Origin of the sequence: Corynebacterium nasorum (assembly GCF_030229765.1) — a bacterium.
GTDB lineage: Bacteria > Actinomycetota > Actinomycetes > Mycobacteriales > Mycobacteriaceae > Corynebacterium > Corynebacterium kefirresidentii.
Genome location: NZ_JASPGY010000002.1, coordinates 240,727 through 261,207 on the forward strand (window position 1 = coordinate 240,727; position 20,481 = coordinate 261,207).

The window sequence follows — 20,481 nt, forward strand, 5'->3', positions numbered from 1 at the left end:
TCGCTGATGAGATCCACAGCGCTAGATAGAATCATAAATAACTCCTTGACTAGGATTGGGACTTTATATTCCTATCGCTAATCCAAGCACATGACGTTACATCGGGGCAATGGTGTGCTTCTTCGGCAGGTCGCTTTCCTGCTTCGTTGCCAGCTGCCGCAGCGCTTGGCGGAGAGCCAACCGGGATTGACTCGGCTGAACCATGGCGTCCAAATAGCCGCGCTCGGCGGCGACATAGGGAGCGGTCATGGTCTCATCGTAGAAGTCCATGAACATCTTCTTAGTCATCTCGCGCTGCTCAGGGGTCTCGGCTGCGTCTAGCTGCTTACCGGCGATCATCACCACGGCGGCTGCGGCACCCATAACGGCGATCTGCGCGGTTGGCCACGCCAAGTTGATATCACCGGTGAGGTTCTTCGACCCCATCACGGCATAAGCACCGCCATAGGCCTTGCGCACGATGAGCGAAACCTTGGGCACGGTGGCTTCTACCACGGCGAAAGCAAACTTGGCGCCGCGGTGGATAAGGCCGACCTTTTCTTGCTCTACGCCTGGTAGGTAGCCCGGAGTATCCACCACGAAGACCAACGGAATGTTGTAGGCATCGCAGATGCGGATAAAACGTGCGCCCTTATCGGCGGCGTCCGCATCAATGCAGCCTGCAAGGTGCATGGGATTATTGGCTACAAATCCCACCGTCTTGCCATCGATGCGCCCAAAGGCGGTGATCATATTGGGCGCAAAGTTCTCTTGAATTTCAATGATGTCCTCGTCATCGCCCAATTGGGTCAACAAATCCATCATGTCGTAGCCGGCATTGGTGTCATCCGGCATGAAGGAGTTGAGGTCTTCGTCTTCGGCCACGTCGGCGTCGGAAGGCGCGGCGAATTCCGGGGCCTCATCAAAGCACGTTAGCGGCAGGTGGTCCAAGAGATCGCGCACCATGTCGAAGGCGTCTTCCTCAGAGGGAACGACGGCCGAAACGTTGCCGTTGAGCTCCTGCTGGCGAGCTCCACCCAGCTCGGCGGAAGTAATGTCCTCACCGGTGACCTCACGAATCACGTTGGGACCAGTGACATACATTTCCGCTTCCTGGTCCACGGCAATCACAAAGTCCGTGGTCACAGGAGCATAGACGGCGCCGCCAGCGGATTTACCCATCATGATGGAAATCTGCGGGCTGCGGCCGGACAGCGGCAGCTGGCGGCGGGCGATCTCGGAGTACATGGCCAGCGAGGTCACCGCATCCTGGATACGGGCACCACCGGAATCCTGAATGCCAATGACAGGGCAGCCAATCTTAATGGCCATATCCATGACCTCGGTAACCTTCTTGCCAAAGGTCACGCCGACAGAGCCACCGTAGACGGTCTTATCGTGAGCGTAGATGCACACCGGGCGGCCGGAGATGCGGCCATAGCCGGTGACCACGCCATCAGAATAGATGGCCTCAGGGTCACCAGGGGTCTTGCCCAGAGAACCAGTCTCGACGAAGGAACCCTCATCTAGCAGTTCATTGATGCGCTGGCGAGGCGTGGTGCGTCCAGCCTCGTCGCGGCGCTTGCGCGAGCGCTCACTTCCTGGGTCCTGCGCCTTATCCAGACGCTCACGCAGATCAGCGAGTTTCTCAGCGGTTGTCTGCTTGGCCGCCACGTACCTTCTCCTCGATCCATTCGTTCATATGCTTGCCCACGATGCCGATGGCCGGCTCGTCCGGTACTGCAAGGTGATCGCCTTGCAGCTGCACAATTTCTAGATCCTTAACGATAACTCCCCAACCTCCGTCGGGGTCAATCTCAGCGTAGCGCGGCTCCAGTTCAATCGCACCGTCATGCATGCGCTCGGAGCGGAAAAGCAGAACCGGCACGGTCACATCGGCCCAGCGGTGGAAGTCAATCTTGGCCAGAATCTGGTTATCCACAAAGGAGGCACGCTGGTGCTCTAGCACGCCCGCGGCTAGGCCGTGCTCGGAGGCGTCGGTAGTAGCGAGGAACTCCGCCAACATGGTCATGAGCGCATCCTCGCCCATGGTCTCGAGCATCTCGTACGGCGGTTCAAAGTCCAGCCCGTAGGTCTTCTTGGCAAAGGCCGCGTAGCGCTCCCAGCGAGCACGGGTTTCCTCCGGGGTATCCGGAGCCGGGTGGGATGGCTGGGTGGTATCTAGCAGCGCAATAAACGCCACCTCTACCGAGTCCTGGGTGCGCTTGTGCAACTGGTAGGCCACCTCGTAGGCCAGCGCGCCGCCGAAGGACCAACCGCCGAGCACGACCTTGCGGCCACGAGCGTAGTGCAGGATGTCCTCGACATATACCTTGGCTCGCTCCTCTAGCGAACCCTCGATGCGCTCGACTCCGTAGACAGCCACATCCTCGGGCAGGCGGCGGGTCAGTGGCTGGTAGACCACCGTGGTGCCACCGGCTGGGTGGAACATGAATACAGCGGGGCCGTCGGCCTCGCGCAGCACGCGGATATTGCCCTCTACCTCGGTCTCTAGTCCCTCACGGACCAAGTCAGCCAGGCTCTCCAAGGACTCAGCCTCGTGGACCTGCTGGGTAGTGACTTCGATGCCTGCACGTTCGGTAAGGCGCTCGGCAATGTTGCTAGCAACCTCGTCGCTTATCTTGGGCAGTGCAGAGGTCACTCCCGCCGCGGCCTTGCCGGTAAAGGTAGCCCACGTGCCAAAGACCATGCGCTCGGAGGCATCGCGCGGGGCAACACCCACGCCCTGGCCCGGCTCATCTTCTTCTGGCGCAGGAGTGTCCTCGGAAGCAATCTCGCTGGTATCTACGTTACCGCCGGCTACGGCCTCTTCCACCATGGCAATGACGTCCGCCAGGGAGGCGTCGCGCAGCGCCTGCACCTGCAGCGGCGGAATCTGGAAGTCATTTTCCACGCGATTCTTAATGCGCATACCCATCAGGGAATCCAGGCCCAGGTCAATGAGCGGCAGCTCTCGCGGCAGGTCAGAGACGTCATAGCCCATGGACTCAGAAACGATGAGCGCGAGACGGTCCTCCACGGTTTCCTCCGTGGGATCCCAGCGCACGGCATCGACTTCTTCCGTCGCTGCAGGCGCGCTTTCGGGCACCTCAGCCACGCCTGGAATAGGCGCCGCCCCCAAATCCAAAGCGGAGGCAAAGCCTTCCGCCACCAGCTCTGTCTGTGCACCACGAACAGCGTAGACAGCCACGGACATACCGCCAATGGACTGATTTACCACCGTGGTGACCTCGCCGTGCGGTGGCAAATCGGCGTGTTCCTCGGTGGCGATGATGCGTGCTCCTGGCTTGACGGCCTCGGCCGCAGCCTCGACGATGGCCAGGGCGGATGGCGCTTGGTCCGCATTGGTGGAGAAAGCAACCTTGCCCTCGGGCAGGTTAACGCGTGCGCCCGGCAGGCCAGAAACGCCAGCCGATGGACGGGCATTGGTCCAGAAGCGCTGGCGGTTGAACTGGGTATAGGGAGCCTCTACGCGTGCGCCAGAGCCAAAGACCGCACCGAAGTCCACCGGCATGCCGGCGACATAGAGCTTGCTGAGCAAGTCGAGGAGAGACTCGGTGGGATCTACCTTGCGCTTTAGGGCATACAGCAGTTGCGCATCGGCCTTGCCTACCGCAAAGGCGGTGGACATGAGCCCCATGAGCGCAACCGGGTTTGGCGAGATTTCTACCAGCTGGTTGTGCCCGGCAGCGAAGGCTGCCTCGGTGGCATCCTGCAGGTAGACCGAGTGGCGGGTCATGCGCAGCCAGTAATCCTCATCATGCACGGTGGTTCCAGGACGATAGACCGTGCCCTTATCGACGGAGGAAAATAGCGGGGTGTGCAGCGGCTTGGCTTCCATACCTGCGATGGCAGCATGCAACTCTCCCAGGATGGGGTCTACGGCCGAAGTGTGCCCGGCCGCCTTCACATTGAGAGCGCGGGCGAATTTGCCTTCGCCATCGAGCTTTTCCACCAAGTCCAGCACCTCTTGGCGCGGGCCGCCCACGGTGGTCATACCTGGACCGGTGTACACGGCAGGCTCGATGTTTCCATCAAGCGCGGCAATATCCTCGGCAGAGAGCTCAACTACGGCCATGGCTCCTTGTTCGGCATCGCTTAGCGACGCCTCACCTTCACCCATCAACCGCGCGCGGTGGCAGGCGATTACCATAGCGTCCTCGGCGGAAATACCGCCCGCGGCATAGGCCGCTGCGATCTCGCCCATGGACATGCCCATCACACCGGCAGGGCGCACACCAAAGGAGGCCAGCAAGTCCGTCACTGCAATCTGGATAGCAGTAATGGCTACCTGAGCAGTCTCGGTGTCATATGTTTGCGCATCATCGTTGACAATGTCCATGATGGACCACCCGGACTCAAAGTCCACGATTTTATCTAGCTCTTCCAAGCGGGCCTTGAACTGTGGCGAGAGCGCAATCATGTCCTTGGCCATCTTGCGGTGCTGAGAGCCAAATCCGGAGTACACAAATACCGGACCCGGCACCTGCGGGGAATCCGCAGCGGCAATTCCCACGGAAACCTTGCCCTCGGCCACCTGGCGCAGGCGCTTGACTGCTTCCTCGGCGGAGCTAGCCACCACGACGGCGCGAGAGCGGGAGTGATTGCGGCGGGCGACGGTACGGGCGACGTCGACAAGCGCGGGCTTTTCCGCCTCAATGAAGTCCGCCAACAGGGCCGCAGCGCGTGCCCGGCGCGATGGCAAGAGGCCAGAGACCGGCAACGCGACCGTGTCGGTGGAAAGCTGCGGCTCGCGCTCGGCCGGGGTGCCGCGGTAATCGGTGAGCACGACGTGCGCATTGGTGCCACCAAAGCCAAAACCGGATACGCCAGCGACCTTGCGGCCGGAGTATTCGGGCCACTCGCGCGGGTCCTCGACTACTTGCAGGCGTTCTGCTTCGAAATCGATATAACGGTTCGGCGCCGAGTAATTGATATTCGCCGGAATCACATCATTGCGCATGGCCTGGATGACCTTGATAAGGCCCACCACGCCCGCAGCGGATTCGGAGTGGCCGATATTGGTTTTGGCAGATCCCAGCAAAATCGGCGCATCCGCGCCACGACCGGCGCCGAGCACCCGCCCCAAAGCGGAAGCTTCGATCGGATCACCCAAGATGGTGCCGGTGCCGTGGGCCTCGATATAGTCCACGTCCTGCGGATTCACGCCCGCATCGGCATAAGCTCGGCGGAGAACATCCTCCTGTGCCTCCGGATTCGGGGCGGTCAAGCCATTGGAGTGCCCATCGGAGTTGACGGCCGAGCCTTTAATGACAGCCAAGATATCGTCGCCGTCCGCCTCCGCGTCCTCCAAACGCTTGAGGACGAGGACACCAGCGGCATCGGCGCGCACGATGCCATCGGCGTCGTCAGAAAAAGCGTGAATGGCACTCGTCGGAGAGGTAACGCCCAATTCAGAAAACGCCGTCGACGCGTGGGGAGCGGCGAGGATATTTATGCCACCGGCCAGCGCCACGTCCGCGCTTCCCGTGCGCAAGTCCTTCACCGCCTGATTGACGGCTACGAGGGAGGAGGAGCAGGCCGTATCCACATTGATGGAAGGGCCGCGGAAATCCAGGGCATAGGAAATGCGATTGGCCACCACAGCCGAAGAAATACCGGTCAGCGCATAAGGATGCATCTCGGCAGAATCGGCGGCGATGAGCATGCCATAGTCATTATTGGTCGAGCCCATGTACACACCAGTCTGCGTGCCGCGCAGCTCGTTGGCAGGAACACCAGCGTTTTCTAGCGCTTCCCACACCAGCTCCAACAGGATGCGCTGCTGGGGGTCCATATTGGCGGCTTCGAGTGGAGAAAGACCAAAGAATTCAGCGTCGAAGGAAGCAATATCCTCGATATAGCCACCATCGGTATTTTGCTGGGCGATCTTCTCGCTCATTACAGGGTCCGCCGAGTACTCGGACCAACGTCCTACCGGCAGTGGACCTGTTCCGGCGCGGGATTCGGCCAGCATGGACCAGAATTCCTGGGCATTTTTTGCACCCGGGAAGCGGCCCGAAAGACCAATAACCGCGACATCGGCTCCATGCGCTATGCGAGGAGAGTGCGCCTCAGGCTGAGGCGCTGGAGCGTTCAACAGGCGATTTGCCAGCAATTCGATGGTTGGGTACTCGTATGCCACGGTGGCATCGAGGCGGGTACCGAGTAGATTTTCCAGTTCGCCAGATAGCACTACAGCATCCCGCGAAGAAAGACCATAGTTTTCCAGGGGCTTGGAATCTAGGATCTCTTCTGGGGAAACACCGGTGGCCTGGGCGACCCAGTCACGCAGCCATGCTCGCAGTTGCTCGATGGTCATAAAAGGTCTTTCATTACGAGAAGTTATTAAATGGCAAGAGGGTATATCGCTATATTTTGTCACTTTGTTAGCGATAAATCAGATCCCTACATAGTTCTTCTTAGCTACACGGCGCGCAATCTTGCCGGAAGAAGTACGGTTGATTTCCCCTGGGGCCTTCCACACGATGTCATCTGGCGTAATTCCATGATGCGAGGTGACGGCGGTGCGGATGACTGCGGACGCCTCTGCATCGCCGGCCGGCTGCGCATCATCGGCGCGCTCAACCAACAATACGAGAGATTCAGAATCCTTGCCTTCCACAGAGAAGGCGGCAACGGAGTCCGGTCGCACCTGCGTGGACGCTGCTTGTACGGTGCTTTCAATATCCTGCGGATAGTGATTGCGCCCAGCGATGACGATGAGGTCCTTCAGGCGGCCAGTGATATAAAGCTCACCATCCACGATGGCGGCTAGGTCACCGGTTGCCATCCAGTAATCGTCTTCTGGCAGGCCGTCCTGCTGGCGCTCACCCAAGGTATTGCGGAAGGTCACGGCGGTTTCCTCAGGCCGATTGAGGTAGCCGGTAGCCATATTGGGACCATGCACCCAGATTTCACCGATTACGCCGTCCTTGACCTCAGCGCGCGTTTCCGGGTCCACGATGGCAAGGTGCTGATGCGGCACGCACTGCCCATTGGACGCATAGGCCACAGTCGCGTCGGACTTATCCTCGATGATGGCGCGTCCCGCGGCCAGTTCGGCACGATTGAAGTGGGAGATGACTGGGCGCTTGTCGGTTTGCGGGGTAGATACAATAAGCGCCGCTTCTGCAAGACCATAGGACGGGCGCAGCACGGAACGATCCACACTGAAGGCATTCAAGAAGGAATCCACGGCTGCCTCCGTTACTGGCTCGGAGCCGATAATGATGCCTGCTACGTGCGAGAAATCAGCGTCCTTGGCATGGCGCGCGGCCAGTTCCAGCGCAAAGTTGGGGATAGCGGAGTACGTAGCTTGCTCGCCGGCGGTCAAACGCCGGATCCAGCGGTCTGGGTGTTGGATGAAATCGCGTGGGGTCATCATCTCGAAGTCCAAGCCCAAAATGGTAACGAATACGGCCAAAATGATGCCCATATCGTGGTGCATTGGCAGCCAGGAGACGATGCGAGCCGGCATCTGCAATTGCAGTGCTTGGAAGATCTGCGCAACATTGGTGAGAATCGCTCGGTTGGTGAGCTCCACGCCGGCCGGGGTCCGAGTGGACCCAGACGTGTACTGCAGGAAAGCGGTGTCCTCCGCGCTTCCCTCCACGGGTGTCCAAGAACCAGCCAAGGAATCAGGAAGAGCGTCGAGGGAAATAATCCGCGGGCGCTCACGCTGGGCAGAGAAGTACTTACGCACAGCGGCGGCAGAAACACGATTCGTCACCACGATAGGCGGTTCGCAATCACCGAATACCGCCTCCAGGTGGTCCGCGTGGCCCGGTTCATTGGGGTCATAAAGCGGAATCGGCACCATACCCGCGTACAGTGCACCCAAGAAGCCAAAGACGTATTCCGGTGAATTACCAGCCAAGATGGCAACGCGGGTGCCCGGATCTGCTACCTGCTGCAGTCGCGCCGCCACCACCTTGATGCGTTTATTGACCTGCGCGCGGCTAAGCTCCCGGCAGGTTTCTTCCTCACCGTAGATCCACTGGCGCATAACCACACGGTCTGGGTCAGTCTCCGCCTGGTAGAGCCTTTCTGCAAGCTGGGCCAAACTGAACTCGGGCGCTAGGAATTGCCCCATCTGCGCTCTCAGATCCATGGAATCTCCTTAAGTGAATGGTTTCTTTAATAAAACTATCGGAGGGTGGGGAATTGCTGTTACGCGGCGTCGATAAGCTGTCGGGCCCAGCCCACTACCCACTGGTTAGCCGTCGTGCCATCAATGACACCACTATTAGAGGCGTACTGCGCATGGACGCCATTCGCGGCAATCAAACCCTGCGCGCGCTCCAGCGCATTAGACACGTTTGGCGGGGCATCACAGACTGAATCATTGGGCGCACAAATCTGGAAGGTCCGATCCGCCAAGCTACCGAACCCATTCGGGCGCGCACCACGCATGGACGCACCCGGAACGATGGGCTGAACTAAACCGGATACCGGCTGGAGGGCAATTTCCGCACCCACGCCGCCGACCTTGCGGCCTGGGTTTTGGCCAACGCCATTTTGGCGGCGACCATCTGCAATAAGGGCCACACCTGCAATGCTTTCCGCCGGCACTGCACCCTGGCCGCCACCGATCTCATCGGCAACGTCACCTGCAATGACCGCCCCCTGAGAAAAGCCACTCACAATGAATTTGGTTGCCGGGCAGCTCTCATGCACACTGCGCAGCTCATCATTCATCTTGGCGGTTCCCTCATTGCGGGAATCGTCGTAGCTCATTTCATGCTGTGCATTGATGTTTTTAAACTGCGCGGTATAAGGAAGGGTCCATACCTTCACGTCCTCCCCGTAGGCCTCCTGCAATGGCTTCGTAATAGACAGCATGAACGAGCGCGGATTGGCAGAAGGATTAAGGGGATCGTCGTCAGCCGCAGATTCCCACGTACCCGGGGCGGAAATGAACTCCACGCGCGGGCACCACTCGGGCTGCTGCGGCGGTGGCGCAGCCTGCTCCGTGGAATGCGGAGCTGGGGAGTCATCCGTTCCACTATTGAGGTAACGCGACGCGCCCACGCCGATAACAGCTAAAACGACGAGGACTGCGACAACGGTAATGGTTTTTCTCATGGATTAGTTGTACCAGGTGAACCTAGCAAATCCCTGTACGTGCGGAATCCGTAATCAGCTTAGAAAGCTCTTCAAAGTCCATCGTGGTGCGCTGTTGCTCAACAAGCTGGCCGGCGACCGCAGAGAGGGTGACATCATTCTCATCACAGGCTGCTTTGCCCGCGCCGAGGAGCTGATCTTCTACGCCATCAACGTTGACGCCGGCGTCTTTTAGCCTGCCTAGGTACTTTGCTTCCGATTCCGGCAGCTCGGCGGTGGGAATTTCAGAGATCTCACGCGCACCGCGGTCTTCCTGCGACTTAGAGGATGTCTCTTCCGCAGAGGTAGGGGCCTCCGACTCCCGCTCGAGGGGCGCGACCTCGGTCTCTTGCGAAGGTTCGCTATCCACCGTGGCAGAACCGCACCCCGCAAGGGTCAAGCACAGCGCCGCGCCCACTACTACTAGCTTGCGCATGACTACTTCTTCTCGGTCCGAACCTGGCCCAGAACCTCGCTGATCTTGCCGTGCTGGAATTCCTGGCTCAAGCCACCAGCGGCAATCTCGGAGTAGTCAGAGGTAGGCCAGCCGAACTCGCCCTGCTCCCAGCCAGCCTGGCCCCAGCGGTCCATAATCTTGCTCTTCAGAATGTAGTGCGCACCAGTCTTCGGGGACCAGTAGATGCTGCCCTTTTCAAAGGTCTGGAAGAAGCCGCCATTGACGGCGTTCTCTCCGGACGTCGGGAAGCCGAGCGCAGACTCCGCGCCGCCCATGTCCTTGTATTTGGCGCCGATAGCACCGTGTACTACCTGGTTGGAGCCATCCGGGTTACGGGTAAGGATTCCGTCCTGGAATTCCTGCATGTAGCCCTCACCGACCTTCTTTACCGAGCCGGTCGGGTACTTCAGGTCGCCCTTTTCGTAGCCATTCTTGCCCCAAGCCTGGAACATATCGCCGGTAATCTCCCAAGCGCCAGTCTCCGGGGACCAGTAGATGGAGCCGTGCTCAAAGTGCACGAAGCGGCCCTTGCCATCTGGCGTCTTGGACTCGCCGGTCTTCGGGAAGCCAAGCCAGGAGGTTGGTCCGCCGATTTCGGCGTAGCGAGCACCAATGCGGCCGAAGAGGGCATGCGCACCGGTGTCTGGGGACCAGTAAGCGGTGCCAGACTCGAAGTCCTGGGCCTTGCCCTTCTTAGCGACGTCGTACTCATTATTCAAGCAAGAGCCAATAACGCCGCTCTTGGTCTCCTTAGCGATGGCTCCGATTGCCTCACAGTCCGCACCGCGGTCGGCCTTGTCCATCTGCAATGCATCTGCGATGTATGGCCATGCCTGCTGCATCTCAAACTGCCAGTATTCCCAGCTGTGCACGCCGGATGGGCGGAACTTAACCACAGGGTCAATCTTGGCGCGCTTCGCATAATCAACATAGGTCTGGGTGGACATACGGGAGATGACCTCCAAGCCCATGCCAGCGAGGTTTGCCTGGCCCTTAGCCACGGAGTTGGCGTTGCCAAAGTCATCCTTGCCCGAACCTGCGGAGACATATACCTTCATGTCCTTCAGGTTTTCAATGCCCAGCTTTGGATCATGGTCGATCCAGTTTTGGGAGCCCGGCTGGCCCCACATCTTGCGGGAATCATAACCGCCGGCATCGCGCTGCGAAGCCATGATGGCTTCCGGCATGCCACGCGTAGTGGTATCGAGGTAGCCGGAGAAAGAACCCACGAAGCTAAACAGGTGCGGGTTGCGCTCAGCCAGGTTCATCGCGGCAGTACCGCCCATGGACAGGCCGGTTACCGCGCGCTTGTGGTTGGAGCGGTACTCATTGTCCAGGATCGGGATCAATTCCTTGGTCAGGAAGGTCTCCCACATATAGTGCTTACCGCGGTCTGCTTGCTCCCAGTCCGAGTAGAAGGAAGACTCGCCGCCTACCGGCATGATCAGGTTGACGTTGCGGTCGGCGTACTGGTTCAAAATATTGGTTTCAATGGTCCAGCCGGACTCATCGTCACGTGCACGCAGGCCATCCAGTGCCCATACCTCTGGGAACTTCTTTTCTGGGTGGGAGTACCAGTCACGGGCGAGCTGGATTTGCACCTTCTGCTCTTTGTCCGGCATCGCCGCAGACTTGATGTAGACCATCAAGTGGCGGTTGGTTAGGTACTCCACGCGGTTGATCTTCACGCCCTCCGGCAAGCCCTTAACATCCGGGTATTCGGTGTTCAGCGGGGTGCGGGCGGGTGGATCCTTCGGTGCGAAATGATCGGACAGGCTGGAATCGCCGCCGATTGCGGAAGAGAGATCGCCTACAGAAGATTGTGCGGTGGCGTTTGGCAGCAGGGCCAAACCCACGGCGATGGCGGTAGGTACTGCGGCCACAGCAAGGCCCTTGCGAGCCTTGCTCGGGGAAGTGCTTTTGCGCATAGGTAAACGTCCTTGAAGATTTGCCGCGGTACCTTTCCGAGGGTTCCCCTCCCCCGGACCGATGCCTACGGCGTGAGCTGTCTATCGTGTACTCAAGTTTAAGTTGAACTTGAGACTTACGCTAGACAGACACGCCGCTACATTGCCGGGGAATTACCCGGATTATCCTGTCCGCTCACGCGGTACAGGTGCTCGTTGACGAACTCGCCTACGCCCCAGCGCGCCAACTCGCGGCCATAGCCGGAGCGATTCACGCCGCCGAATGGCAGGCCTGCTGCGGTTACCGACGCCTCGTTAACAAACGTCATGCCATCGTTGAGCTGGTTGGCTACTTCAAACGCAGCATCCAAGTCAGTGCCCCACACGGAGCTAGACAGACCGTACTCAGAGTTATTGGCAATCTCGATGGCCTCTTCAACGTCCTTGGCCTTGTACACAATCGCCACTGGGCCGAAGATCTCGTTGCAGCCTACGTCGGCGGATGGGTCGACGTCGGTAAGCAGGGCAGGCTCCATGTAGGCGCCCTCGCGATCGATCTTCTTGCCGCCTACGCGAATCTTGGCGTCGCCGTTGGCCGCAGCCTTTTCGAGGCGCTCCACAATCTCATCGCGGGCGCCGATGGAAGACAGCGGACCAATGTCGGCATTCTCGTCATCATAAGTGCCGACCTTCATGTCCCCGATCTTCTTTTCGAGGTACTCAACGGTGCGATCGTAGAAGTCCTCAAGAACGATAAGGCGCTTCGGTGCATTGCAGGCCTGGCCGGTGTTGTACATGCGAATCAGGTTGAACTGATCCAGTACCCACTCCAGATTTTCATCATCGATAACCAGGAATGGGTCATTGCCACCCAGCTCCAGCACGGACTTCTTGTAATTTTCACCAGCGGTCTTAGCAACGGCAGAGCCTGCACCCTCGGAGCCGGTCAAAGAAACGCCCTTGATGCGCTTATCCGCTACAAAAGCATCCATCTGGGAACCGGAAGCATAAATGTTAATATACGCATCCTTCGGCAGACCAGCTTCTTCCAAGATGTCCTGACATGCCTGGGAAGACAGCGGACAGATGGAAGCGTGCTTGAGCACGATGGTGTTACCCAGCAGCAGGTTAGGAGCTGCGAAGCGGGCTACCTGGTAGTACGGGAAGTTCCACGGCATAATGCCCAACAATGGGCCAATCGGCTCCTTGCGTACCACGGTCTTGTGCGCGTTCTGAGCCGGCAGGTACTCATCTGCGAGCAGCTCGTGCGCATGCTCGGCATAGTAGCGATAGATATCGGCAACAATCTGCACTTCAGCCTTCGCCCAACGGGTCAGCTTGCCCATTTCACGACCGATGTGGTCTGCCAACTCATCGATGCGCTCTTCATAAAGGTCTGCAGCGCGGGACAAAACCGCGGCACGCTCCTCGATGCGAGTACTACGCCATGCATCGTAGGCCGCGGTGGAACGGTCTAGGATGTCATCGCGCTGCGAATCATCGATGCGTTCAAACTTGTCTTCACTCTTGCCTGTGCTTGGATTCTCAATAGCGAACATGGGCCCCTGTATAGTCGCGGATCACAACCCACGCAAGCTTATGGAGCGACGAACTCGGCTCTAGATTGGGCTAGTTACGCAGGATTTACAACTCCCCGAAACCCCAGTAAACGAATAATTTAAGGATCGTTTATTTAATGATTATTTGATGCCAAGCGACAGGCCAATGCCCCCCATCCAGATCCAACACCTATGTCCGGCTTGAATGCCACTAAGAAGCAGCCCACGTAGCTTCTCGGAACCTGTACTGACGCAAAAACATATGAGACGTAACTGTTGCACCCTTTTGTAACACCTGTGAACGTACCACCCAGTACTATCCCCACGATTGAAGGAATGGCTATGGCCGTACTGCTTCAAATCAACGAAATCGTTTCTGGTCCCATTAAAGACCTTCTAGTTCACATTTCTGGAGGAAACTTCCCAGAAATTAAGCTCCCGAACATATCTTTGCCGGAAGTAAACCTCCCGGAGCTTCCACCAATGTCGTCTCCGACTTACCCAGAAGAGGTTAACCTTGAGGTTGGCGGTTCCTCTTTCGGCGACTTGGGTTCCTCGAATTTCCTCAACGAGACTGGCTCTTCCGAGCTACTGAACGACTTTCAGTCTTCCGAACTGGATCTCAGCGCACTAGGCAGTGTTTTGGGCGGTTACCCCCCCATTTAACACTCGGCACCTTACCACATGCTAGTGATATTGAAAGCTCCTGCAGCACGGCACTAGTTTAGGCATGCGCCTCCCACCCGCAATCTTTTATCATCTAGTTTTAGGGAAAACGTCCTCTTGATTGGCGTGCTACAGGTTGGGCGCCTATTGCTAGGCCATAGGTTCTTTCAGATCTTATGAAAAGCGAAGCAATCGGTTAGTACAGCATGGACGTAGAAGATTGTCGACTTTAACCAGTTTTCTTTTCCAAAACTCTACTACATGTCGAACTGGATCAAGTCGTTAGACAATCGCGTTTTCGAGGGGAGGCACCATTCGGACAGTCTTCCCTGTCGATCTCCTCCCCAATGCGATGCGTTTGAGCCGCTCTTTAATTCCCCCTCCTCTGACTGGCTGTCAGTGGCCGTACGGCCATCGTTTCGGACGACGGTTGCAAGTCAGCGGAAAACCGGTTTTCTATACGCGACGTTGCAGTATTTCATAGCGTTCGCGCACTCCCGTTGCACCTATTCCCTACCTATTCCCTCTGCTAGTTAAATATACACCGGTGCATCAGCGCCTATTCACGCGTTACTGTTTCAAAACACTTAGGCCGGGAAACTCGCACTTGTCACAAACGGAAAAATGATACTTTCACAGACTCGGATTCAAGAGCCTCTAAGCTCACACGGCTACCAATTTTCACCCCCCATAACAGGAATTACTGCCCCTCAGAGTTGGATATTCTCTGTATAAGCACTACGTTTGTCGGGGTGATGAGCAAACCTCACACACTCCTATTGTTCCCGATCCCTAAGACCATGAAAAATATAAAAAACAGGATAGCTGCCGGCTTCATCGCCCTCACCGCGAGTTTCTCCCTCGCCCAAACTGCCAACGCAAGCCAAGGGCAGGAAATGGTTACCTTCGGTGATTCTATTACCGCCAACGGCGGAGCACCTGGTAGCCGCGCATCTACAAGCCCCTACAAGCCCTACATCCAATTCCACCCCTGCTTTAATGACAAACGGAACTGGGCGCATCAAACCGCCGATAACTTCCATTACACCCTCGCAGATTATTCCTGTAACGGGACCAGCTACTCGGTCGACGCCTACGTAAATGACGCTATTCGTACCGGCAATATCGGACTCAACACTAAAGAAGTCGTTTTCATGTATGGGGGCCTTCAGCCAGACACTCACATAGATGCCCTAGCCAACTCCACCCTCCCAAACATTCCTAAAGGATCCAACTATCGAGCGCTGCTTGGCTTAGAGTTCGGCAAAATCCGCCGAGTTGCCCCCAAAGCGCGGATCACTATGGTCAACTACCTGCCAATGACTGTAAATGACACGCTGTGCGCGATTAACGATGGCATCAGAGTTGTGCCTATCTCCTTCCCAGGTGCTACTAATGCGGAAGCCGAATTCAACCGTGAAATCGGACGCGCAGCACAAGCTTTAGGAGCCAACTTCATCAACCTCTATGACCAGGCCAAGACCCACGACACTTGCCAACCTGACGCCACTCAGCGTTGGACTGTAGCGTTGAAAACTCAAGCGGCACCTTCCGTCATGCCTATGCACCCGACAGATATCGGACACGACGGAATGGCCAGAATCATCACCAGCGAACTTCAAAAGCGTTAACCAGACGACAATCCCAGGAAGAACCTAAGAATGCGACTCCACACTAAAATGGTTGCAACTTCCATCGCAGCCGCAGCTCTCATGGCCGGAAATATCACTGCAACAGCCGCAGTAGCAGGCAACACTGTCCTCACCGGAGACAGCGTGGTAGCAAACCCAACGCTCACCGATTTCTTGCAAAATAAAGCCAAAGTCAAGACAAATACCGGAGTAGGCTGCGTCACCGACGGCTCCATTGCCAATGAAATAGCCATCGCTTCTGGGGGCGCCCACGTGGATCAGTACCAATGCGCAGGCGCCTCTTTCGCAACTGGCGGTATACACATTGAAGACACGCTTCGAACTGCCGCACAACGCGGCGATCTCAACCCACAGACCAAAAACGTAGTCATTGTCGCAGGCGCCAACGATACATACCCATACGGGTCTGATGTTGCTGCTTCGGAACGCGCAATCCGAAGCGGTCTGCGTAACGCCATTAACGTAGCACATCGCCATGCTCCAAATGCTAAAGTCACTGTTGTCGGCTACCCACATGTATCTTTCAATAACATGTCCTGCTACAACAGTGGCTTGGGGTCATCAAACCCACTACCCATCCCAGCCGGTAATACCGCTGGCACCGAACAGCGCCTCCAAAACACACTCCGTGAAGTCACGCAACAAAACAACGCTACCTTCCTCGACGCATGGCCGATGTCCCAAGGACACGACGCCTGCTCCCCAGACCGATGGTGGGTAAATCTCGTCGACATCATGCCACCAGCACCAGGAAACCTGCCTTTCCACCTCAATGCCCACGGCACACACGAATACGGCCGTTTCATTGGACGAAACATTGCAAAATAGCCCCATGCCGCCAGTTCCGAGTAAACAATCAAAGGCCTAGGCTTTTCTTCCCTAGTACATTGGATAGACTCTTGCACGCCCAAAGAATCACTGCCGCACTTTTAACCGCAATACTTACAACCACGGCCCTAGCACCCTCCGCTCAAGCCCTCCGACCAGGAGACAAATACGTAGCACTCGGGGACTCCTACGCCTCCACGGGCACAATCACACGGCCTGCTCCGGGGAGCACCCCGGCCTGCGTCAGGGACCGAGACAACTACCCCCACCGACTAGCTGAGCTCCTCAACCTCCAGCTCGACGATGCCACCTGCGCTTGGGCGTTTACCTACCAACATGACAACCCTCAACATCACGCTCTGCCTCTCACCGCTCCAAGTCCTCAGAAGCAACATCTCACCCCCGACACAAAAATAGTCACCATTAGTCTCGGGGGAAACGACGCAGGCCTAGCCGCCCTTTTTGCTAGTTGCGCACCCCACGTTCAAATTCCCGGACTACCCGAGTGCGCGCCCCTCGCCGAGCCTGTAACAGATGGAAGTATCTACAACCCCGATTTCACTGGCAGGAATCTTAAACAGCGACTGATCGATATAGCCAACGATGTAAAGAGACGCGCACCGGCAGCCCAAATATTCTTCACAGGTTACTACACAGCCGCGACCCCAGAGCACACGTGCCCAGAAAGTGGCTTTCTCTCCCTAAGCGATCGACGATACATTGAAAGCTTTCTCACTAAGGTGAACTATACGCTTAAACAGGCAGCTTTGGAGTCACACACGACTTACATCAGCCCCCCAAATGACGATGAAGGTTGGTGCAAACCGCCGCATCAACGAAACTCCAACTTCCACGGGCTTCCCGAGGGCAATCTAATCGCTCATCCCACCGCATTAGGCCAACAACACATGGCACAAGAAATCGCCCGCAAGGTTCGCTAACCTCCTGCCCGAGCGGAGCAGTTGAAAATTTCAGTGGCTACTGGCCTAGACAGTCGAGCAATTCGAGCCTTAGGTAGTTCGGAGGCTCGTGATTTCCTCAGATTGTAAACACCGAGCGCGGTTATCTGGTCGTTCATGCGTCTGCCGGAGACCTTTGGTTGCGGTGACTGTTTACAAAACGCGTTAATGCGGCCGCGGCATTCGTGTAGCCAGGCGAGAAAGGATTTTACGGTGCCTAGCTTCACGAAGTCTACACCAATCAACCAACTCGGGTCTCAGAGGTCCTCCTCTAGCGATGGACAGCCAAGTTAGCGAGACCTGGATATTGACAAGCACGCCAAACTTGACGTACCCCGTAAAGAAGTAGCTAAGCTAAACATGAAAAGGGAGTTCTTCTCAAAAACGGCAGCCTTCTTCGTCACAAAGCAAAGAAGATAGAACGTTTGGGGATGCGGGCATTTCAGGGCTTTTCAGAGTAGCAGCTTGCATCGGCGTTGATTGATGCTTAGCCCCAAGCATTCCAGGCTTTCTCATATAGTGATATGAGTACGGGGTCAAAAATACCCCTTTAAGCAATGAATTGTTCAATTTAACAACCAGTGGATAGCAGTCGAAAGAGAAATCCACCGAATCCCTCGTCAAGCAACGGTCCCCACTCAGTTATGTTGAAGAAGTGTAGTTTAGTCGCTCTGGTTAATCTTGGCGGCATCTCGAAAAATTTGAGCAACTTGCTAGATTGCTCGTAGTTTTAGCTGGTTGTAGAGTGACCCCACTATATAATTTTCCACCACCCGGGCATTCAGAAGTATTCCCAACTGAAGCCCCCAGCCTTTCCGTATTGTACTGCTCCCCATTACTTCGCCTGAGAAATCAATTACCTACTCTAGTGGGGAGCAGTTGTATTCGCGCACGTAGTTCGTTGTCAGTGGCGCAGCGGGAGAATTGGCGGCCCGAGTTATGGTTACTAGGCTGCAGCTCAACATGTTGGTGTTCGCGTTGATCCAGTCCTTGTTTTGTTTGGTCGAGTCTTGCTCCATGGCAAGCTATGTCTTGTGAAAGGCCTTCAAAGCGTGAGGTTGCCGAGTTTAGGGTTGCAGGCCGCAAAGTGTATTTGTCACCGGTAATGGATCTCTTCGACCGCTGTATTGTCGCTCACACCGTGTCGCCATCACCGTCGATAGAGTTTATCGCCAAATTCATTGACAAAAGCGATTGCGGCTTTTGCGCCGAAGCCTGGGTGGGTGATGCACACCTATACCAAGGCTTCCAATACCAGCAGTCGACCTGGCGTACTTTGATTCACGACAACGGCGGTGTTCAGTCAGTGTCGCGTAAAGCCAACTGTGACGACAACGCAGTAATGGTCAACTTTTTCGGACACTAAAAACCGAGATGTACCACGGAGAAGATTTTAGCAACGTCGAGGAACTCACCCATGCTATCGAAGATTACATCCAGTGGTACAAAACCGAACCCATCCAACAACGACTAAAGGGCCTGACCCCGATGCACTATCGGAATCAAGCCCTTGAACGTCTAACCACCTAGACTTAAACCAGCCCAACTTTTGGGGACCAGTTCATATCAGAAGGCAAGCAGAGGGGAGAATAGGCTTAGAAAAATCTCATCCTACACAGACGAATTGAACTCTCTAGGCTGTCGACTTGCCAGGAAGCTCAGGGCGTATAACCTTACCCATTGGGTTGCGAGGAAGATCAGTAACGAAAAACACGTCGCGAGGAGTGTGCGCGTCGGACAAGCCCTCGCGGACTAGCCGGCGAACTTCATCTTCTGTAAGCTCCTCCGAACTCACGCCGTCTTCCCGAATGATGTAGGCACGGAGAGCCTGGCCAAAGTCAGGATCTTGAACGCCGTGTACATGTACCTCTGCGACACGACTGTCTCGGATCAGTAAGTCCTCTAGCTCAGAAGGGAAAATCTTCTCACCATACTGCGTAATTACTAGGTCGTCCGCACGCCCGCCCACGTATAGCTTATTTCCCTTCTTATAGCCGCGATCACCCATACGCAGTAGCCCATTTTGAGTTTTAATATCAATTGATGGATCGGTATATCCGGCAAACATGTCGTAGGCACCGGCGAAAATCTCCCCTACTTCGCCGTCGGGAACCACTTGACCGTCATCGTTTCGTATCTCAATCATTGAGCCTGGGTGAATAGTACCAGTCAACGTTGGGTCTGCCGCCAAGTCTTCGGCTGCCGAAATCGCAAGACCAGAAGTTTCAGTGGAACCGTAGCAATTGTGGAAAATGGGGCCGAACTTTTGATTTACTTTTTGCACCTCGTAAGGGGTGAGGGGGCTACCCGAGGACGTTACAAACTCAAGGCCAGGCACGCGGTCAATACCGTTCTTATCCAAATAACCTATCATCCCGCGAAGCCGAGAGGCGGAGCTGATCCACGCATCCACACCATACCGTTCCACTTGTTCAAGTGCTTTCGCTGAATCGAAATTGCGTTGAGTAATTATCGTCGAACCGGTAAATAAGCACAACAGCATATTACCCCAGCCGTAGAAGTGAAATAGTACGCCTGTAAGAAGGACAGACATATCTCGGCGCCATGGGATAGCGTCCAAAATCGGTCCAATACCCTGAGGCGACTTAAGCTGGCGGCGTACAACTCCCTTCGGCATTCCTGTGGTACCCGAGGTCATCACGACATGCTGAGACTTCGTAGGCTTTTTGGGCAGGAGGCTCAAATTAGGACTGCCGGCTTCTATGATTCCCTCCATAGTAAGGACACCCTCAGGGAGGGAGGAGCTATCCTCCACGTGACCAATAATGATCTGACACGTCTTCTTAGTAGTCTCCGTAAGCCTTTCGTAGAAACATTGGTCCACGATGAGGGTTTTAACTTCATGGAACTCAAGCACGCGCTCGATCTGGGGGCCAGAGCTGTTGGCGTTAATCATGAAAATATGGTAGCCAGCCATCTGACGTGCGCAAAGCGGAAATATTGCAGCACGCCCGTTTAGTGCCATGACGGCTACATTGCTTCCGTCCTCCACACCGTTTTTGAGAAGTCCGGTTGCTAGTCGAGTTACTTGCTCGAAGCACTCACCAAACGTTAGCTCGCCGTCATCATCAACTAGGCCCAGACGTTCAGGGTGACGGCGTGCGGTATTCGCCAATGCGCCACTTTCCAACGTCCCAAACCTTCGAATAGTCTCAAAGTCGGACCTTACCTCCCGCGCCGAACCGAACTCAAAGATGTTGTTTTTCCGAATGACGTTAAGAAAGTAAAGGAACTGACGAACAACTTCCTTCCTAGGAACACCATGCTGAGTGTTTGGTTGCAGTGTGTATTTTGACATTGTTTTCCTTTCACGGCTTAAATTACTTA

General features: G+C 56.2%; 13 protein-coding genes. 5 read left to right on the forward strand and 8 right to left on the reverse strand.

The genetic code is table 11. From position 1 onward, the window contains the following. Positions 1 to 96: 96 nt before the first annotated feature. The 7 genes from QP904_RS03010 to QP904_RS03040 all read right to left on the reverse strand — a co-directional run bounded on the left by QP904_RS03010 (position 97) and on the right by QP904_RS03040 (position 13,028). A complete protein-coding gene (locus QP904_RS03010; RefSeq protein ID WP_259825187.1) occupies positions 97 to 1,653 on the reverse strand; it encodes an acyl-CoA carboxylase subunit beta in 1,557 nt (518 codons plus the stop codon). After that, the gene (locus tag QP904_RS03015; protein ID WP_284835518.1) at positions 1,628 to 6,322 is read right to left on the reverse strand and encodes a type I polyketide synthase; all 4,695 of its coding nucleotides are present in this window, start codon (positions 6,320 to 6,322) and stop codon (positions 1,628 to 1,630) included. Before QP904_RS03015 ends, QP904_RS03010 begins: the two co-directional genes overlap by 26 nt. Positions 6,323 to 6,400: 78 nt before the next feature. Beyond that, positions 6,401 to 8,113: an AMP-binding protein gene (locus QP904_RS03020; protein WP_284835519.1), complete on the reverse strand. Its 1,713-nt coding sequence runs from the start codon at positions 8,111 to 8,113 to the stop codon at positions 6,401 to 6,403. A 59-nt stretch (positions 8,114 to 8,172) separates the two neighbouring features. After that, entirely contained in the window at positions 8,173 to 9,087 is a 915-nt protein-coding gene (locus tag QP904_RS03025; protein ID WP_023020061.1) for a cutinase family protein, read from the reverse strand. 22 nt (positions 9,088 to 9,109) lie between these two features. Further along, positions 9,110 to 9,541, reverse strand: a complete 432-nt coding sequence (locus tag QP904_RS03030; protein ID WP_284835520.1) for a hypothetical protein — start codon at positions 9,539 to 9,541, stop codon at positions 9,110 to 9,112. A gap of 2 nt (positions 9,542 to 9,543) precedes the next feature. Further along, positions 9,544 to 11,490: an alpha/beta hydrolase-fold protein gene (locus tag QP904_RS03035; RefSeq protein WP_023027781.1), complete on the reverse strand. Its 1,947-nt coding sequence runs from the start codon at positions 11,488 to 11,490 to the stop codon at positions 9,544 to 9,546. A 137-nt stretch (positions 11,491 to 11,627) separates the two neighbouring features. Beyond that, positions 11,628 to 13,028: an NAD-dependent succinate-semialdehyde dehydrogenase gene (locus QP904_RS03040; protein ID WP_023020064.1), complete on the reverse strand. Its 1,401-nt coding sequence runs from the start codon at positions 13,026 to 13,028 to the stop codon at positions 11,628 to 11,630. A 342-nt stretch (positions 13,029 to 13,370) separates the two neighbouring features. On the opposite strand from QP904_RS03040, the gene QP904_RS03045 reads away from it, so the two are divergent. The 5 genes from QP904_RS03045 (at position 13,371) to QP904_RS03060 (ending at position 18,663) form a co-directional block, all read left to right on the forward strand. After that, a complete protein-coding gene (locus QP904_RS03045) occupies positions 13,371 to 13,694 on the forward strand; it encodes a hypothetical protein (RefSeq protein WP_239208199.1) in 324 nt (107 codons plus the stop codon). Positions 13,695 to 14,494: 800 nt separating this feature from the next. Further along, the gene (locus tag QP904_RS03050; RefSeq protein ID WP_198010438.1) at positions 14,495 to 15,325 is read left to right on the forward strand and encodes a GDSL-type esterase/lipase family protein; all 831 of its coding nucleotides are present in this window, start codon (positions 14,495 to 14,497) and stop codon (positions 15,323 to 15,325) included. A 48-nt stretch (positions 15,326 to 15,373) separates the two neighbouring features. Beyond that, positions 15,374 to 16,174, forward strand: coding sequence for a GDSL-type esterase/lipase family protein (locus QP904_RS03055; RefSeq protein ID WP_232212561.1), 801 nt, complete (start codon positions 15,374 to 15,376; stop codon positions 16,172 to 16,174). Further along, positions 16,057 to 17,115: an SGNH/GDSL hydrolase family protein gene (locus tag QP904_RS11780; RefSeq protein ID WP_396130026.1), complete on the forward strand. Its 1,059-nt coding sequence runs from the start codon at positions 16,057 to 16,059 to the stop codon at positions 17,113 to 17,115. The genes QP904_RS03055 and QP904_RS11780 overlap by 118 nt, the downstream gene beginning before the upstream one ends. A 1,392-nt stretch (positions 17,116 to 18,507) precedes the next feature. Further along, positions 18,508 to 18,663, forward strand: coding sequence for an IS3 family transposase (locus QP904_RS03060; RefSeq protein WP_234288152.1), 156 nt, complete (start codon positions 18,508 to 18,510; stop codon positions 18,661 to 18,663). A gap of 103 nt (positions 18,664 to 18,766) precedes the next feature. Here QP904_RS03060 and QP904_RS03065 read toward each other — a convergent pair whose 3' ends face one another. Next, positions 18,767 to 20,452, reverse strand: coding sequence for an AMP-binding protein (locus QP904_RS03065; protein ID WP_200288550.1), 1,686 nt, complete (start codon positions 20,450 to 20,452; stop codon positions 18,767 to 18,769). Between the last annotated feature and the right edge of the window lie 29 nt (positions 20,453 to 20,481).

Excerpts from the sequence above, each read along its gene's own strand:
- QP904_RS03015 (WP_284835518.1), bottom strand. The coding sequence starts at position 6,322 with ATGACCATCGAGCAACTGCGAGCATGGCTGCGTGACTGGGTCGCCCAG.
- QP904_RS03020 (WP_284835519.1), bottom strand. The coding sequence starts at position 8,113 with ATGGATCTGAGAGCGCAGATGGGGCAATTCCTAGCGCCCGAGTTCAGT.
- QP904_RS03025 (WP_023020061.1), bottom strand. The coding sequence starts at position 9,087 with ATGAGAAAAACCATTACCGTTGTCGCAGTCCTCGTCGTTTTAGCTGTT.
- QP904_RS03030 (WP_284835520.1), bottom strand. The coding sequence starts at position 9,541 with ATGCGCAAGCTAGTAGTAGTGGGCGCGGCGCTGTGCTTGACCCTTGCG.
- QP904_RS03035 (WP_023027781.1), bottom strand. The coding sequence starts at position 11,490 with ATGCGCAAAAGCACTTCCCCGAGCAAGGCTCGCAAGGGCCTTGCTGTG.
- QP904_RS03040 (WP_023020064.1), bottom strand. The coding sequence starts at position 13,028 with ATGTTCGCTATTGAGAATCCAAGCACAGGCAAGAGTGAAGACAAGTTT.
- QP904_RS03045 (WP_239208199.1), top strand. The coding sequence starts at position 13,371 with ATGGCCGTACTGCTTCAAATCAACGAAATCGTTTCTGGTCCCATTAAA.
- QP904_RS03050 (WP_198010438.1), top strand. The coding sequence starts at position 14,495 with ATGAAAAATATAAAAAACAGGATAGCTGCCGGCTTCATCGCCCTCACC.
- QP904_RS03055 (WP_232212561.1), top strand. The coding sequence starts at position 15,374 with ATGGTTGCAACTTCCATCGCAGCCGCAGCTCTCATGGCCGGAAATATC.
- QP904_RS11780 (WP_396130026.1), top strand. The coding sequence starts at position 16,057 with ATGGTGGGTAAATCTCGTCGACATCATGCCACCAGCACCAGGAAACCT.
- QP904_RS03060 (WP_234288152.1), top strand. The coding sequence starts at position 18,508 with ATGTACCACGGAGAAGATTTTAGCAACGTCGAGGAACTCACCCATGCT.
- QP904_RS03065 (WP_200288550.1), bottom strand. The coding sequence starts at position 20,452 with ATGTCAAAATACACACTGCAACCAAACACTCAGCATGGTGTTCCTAGG.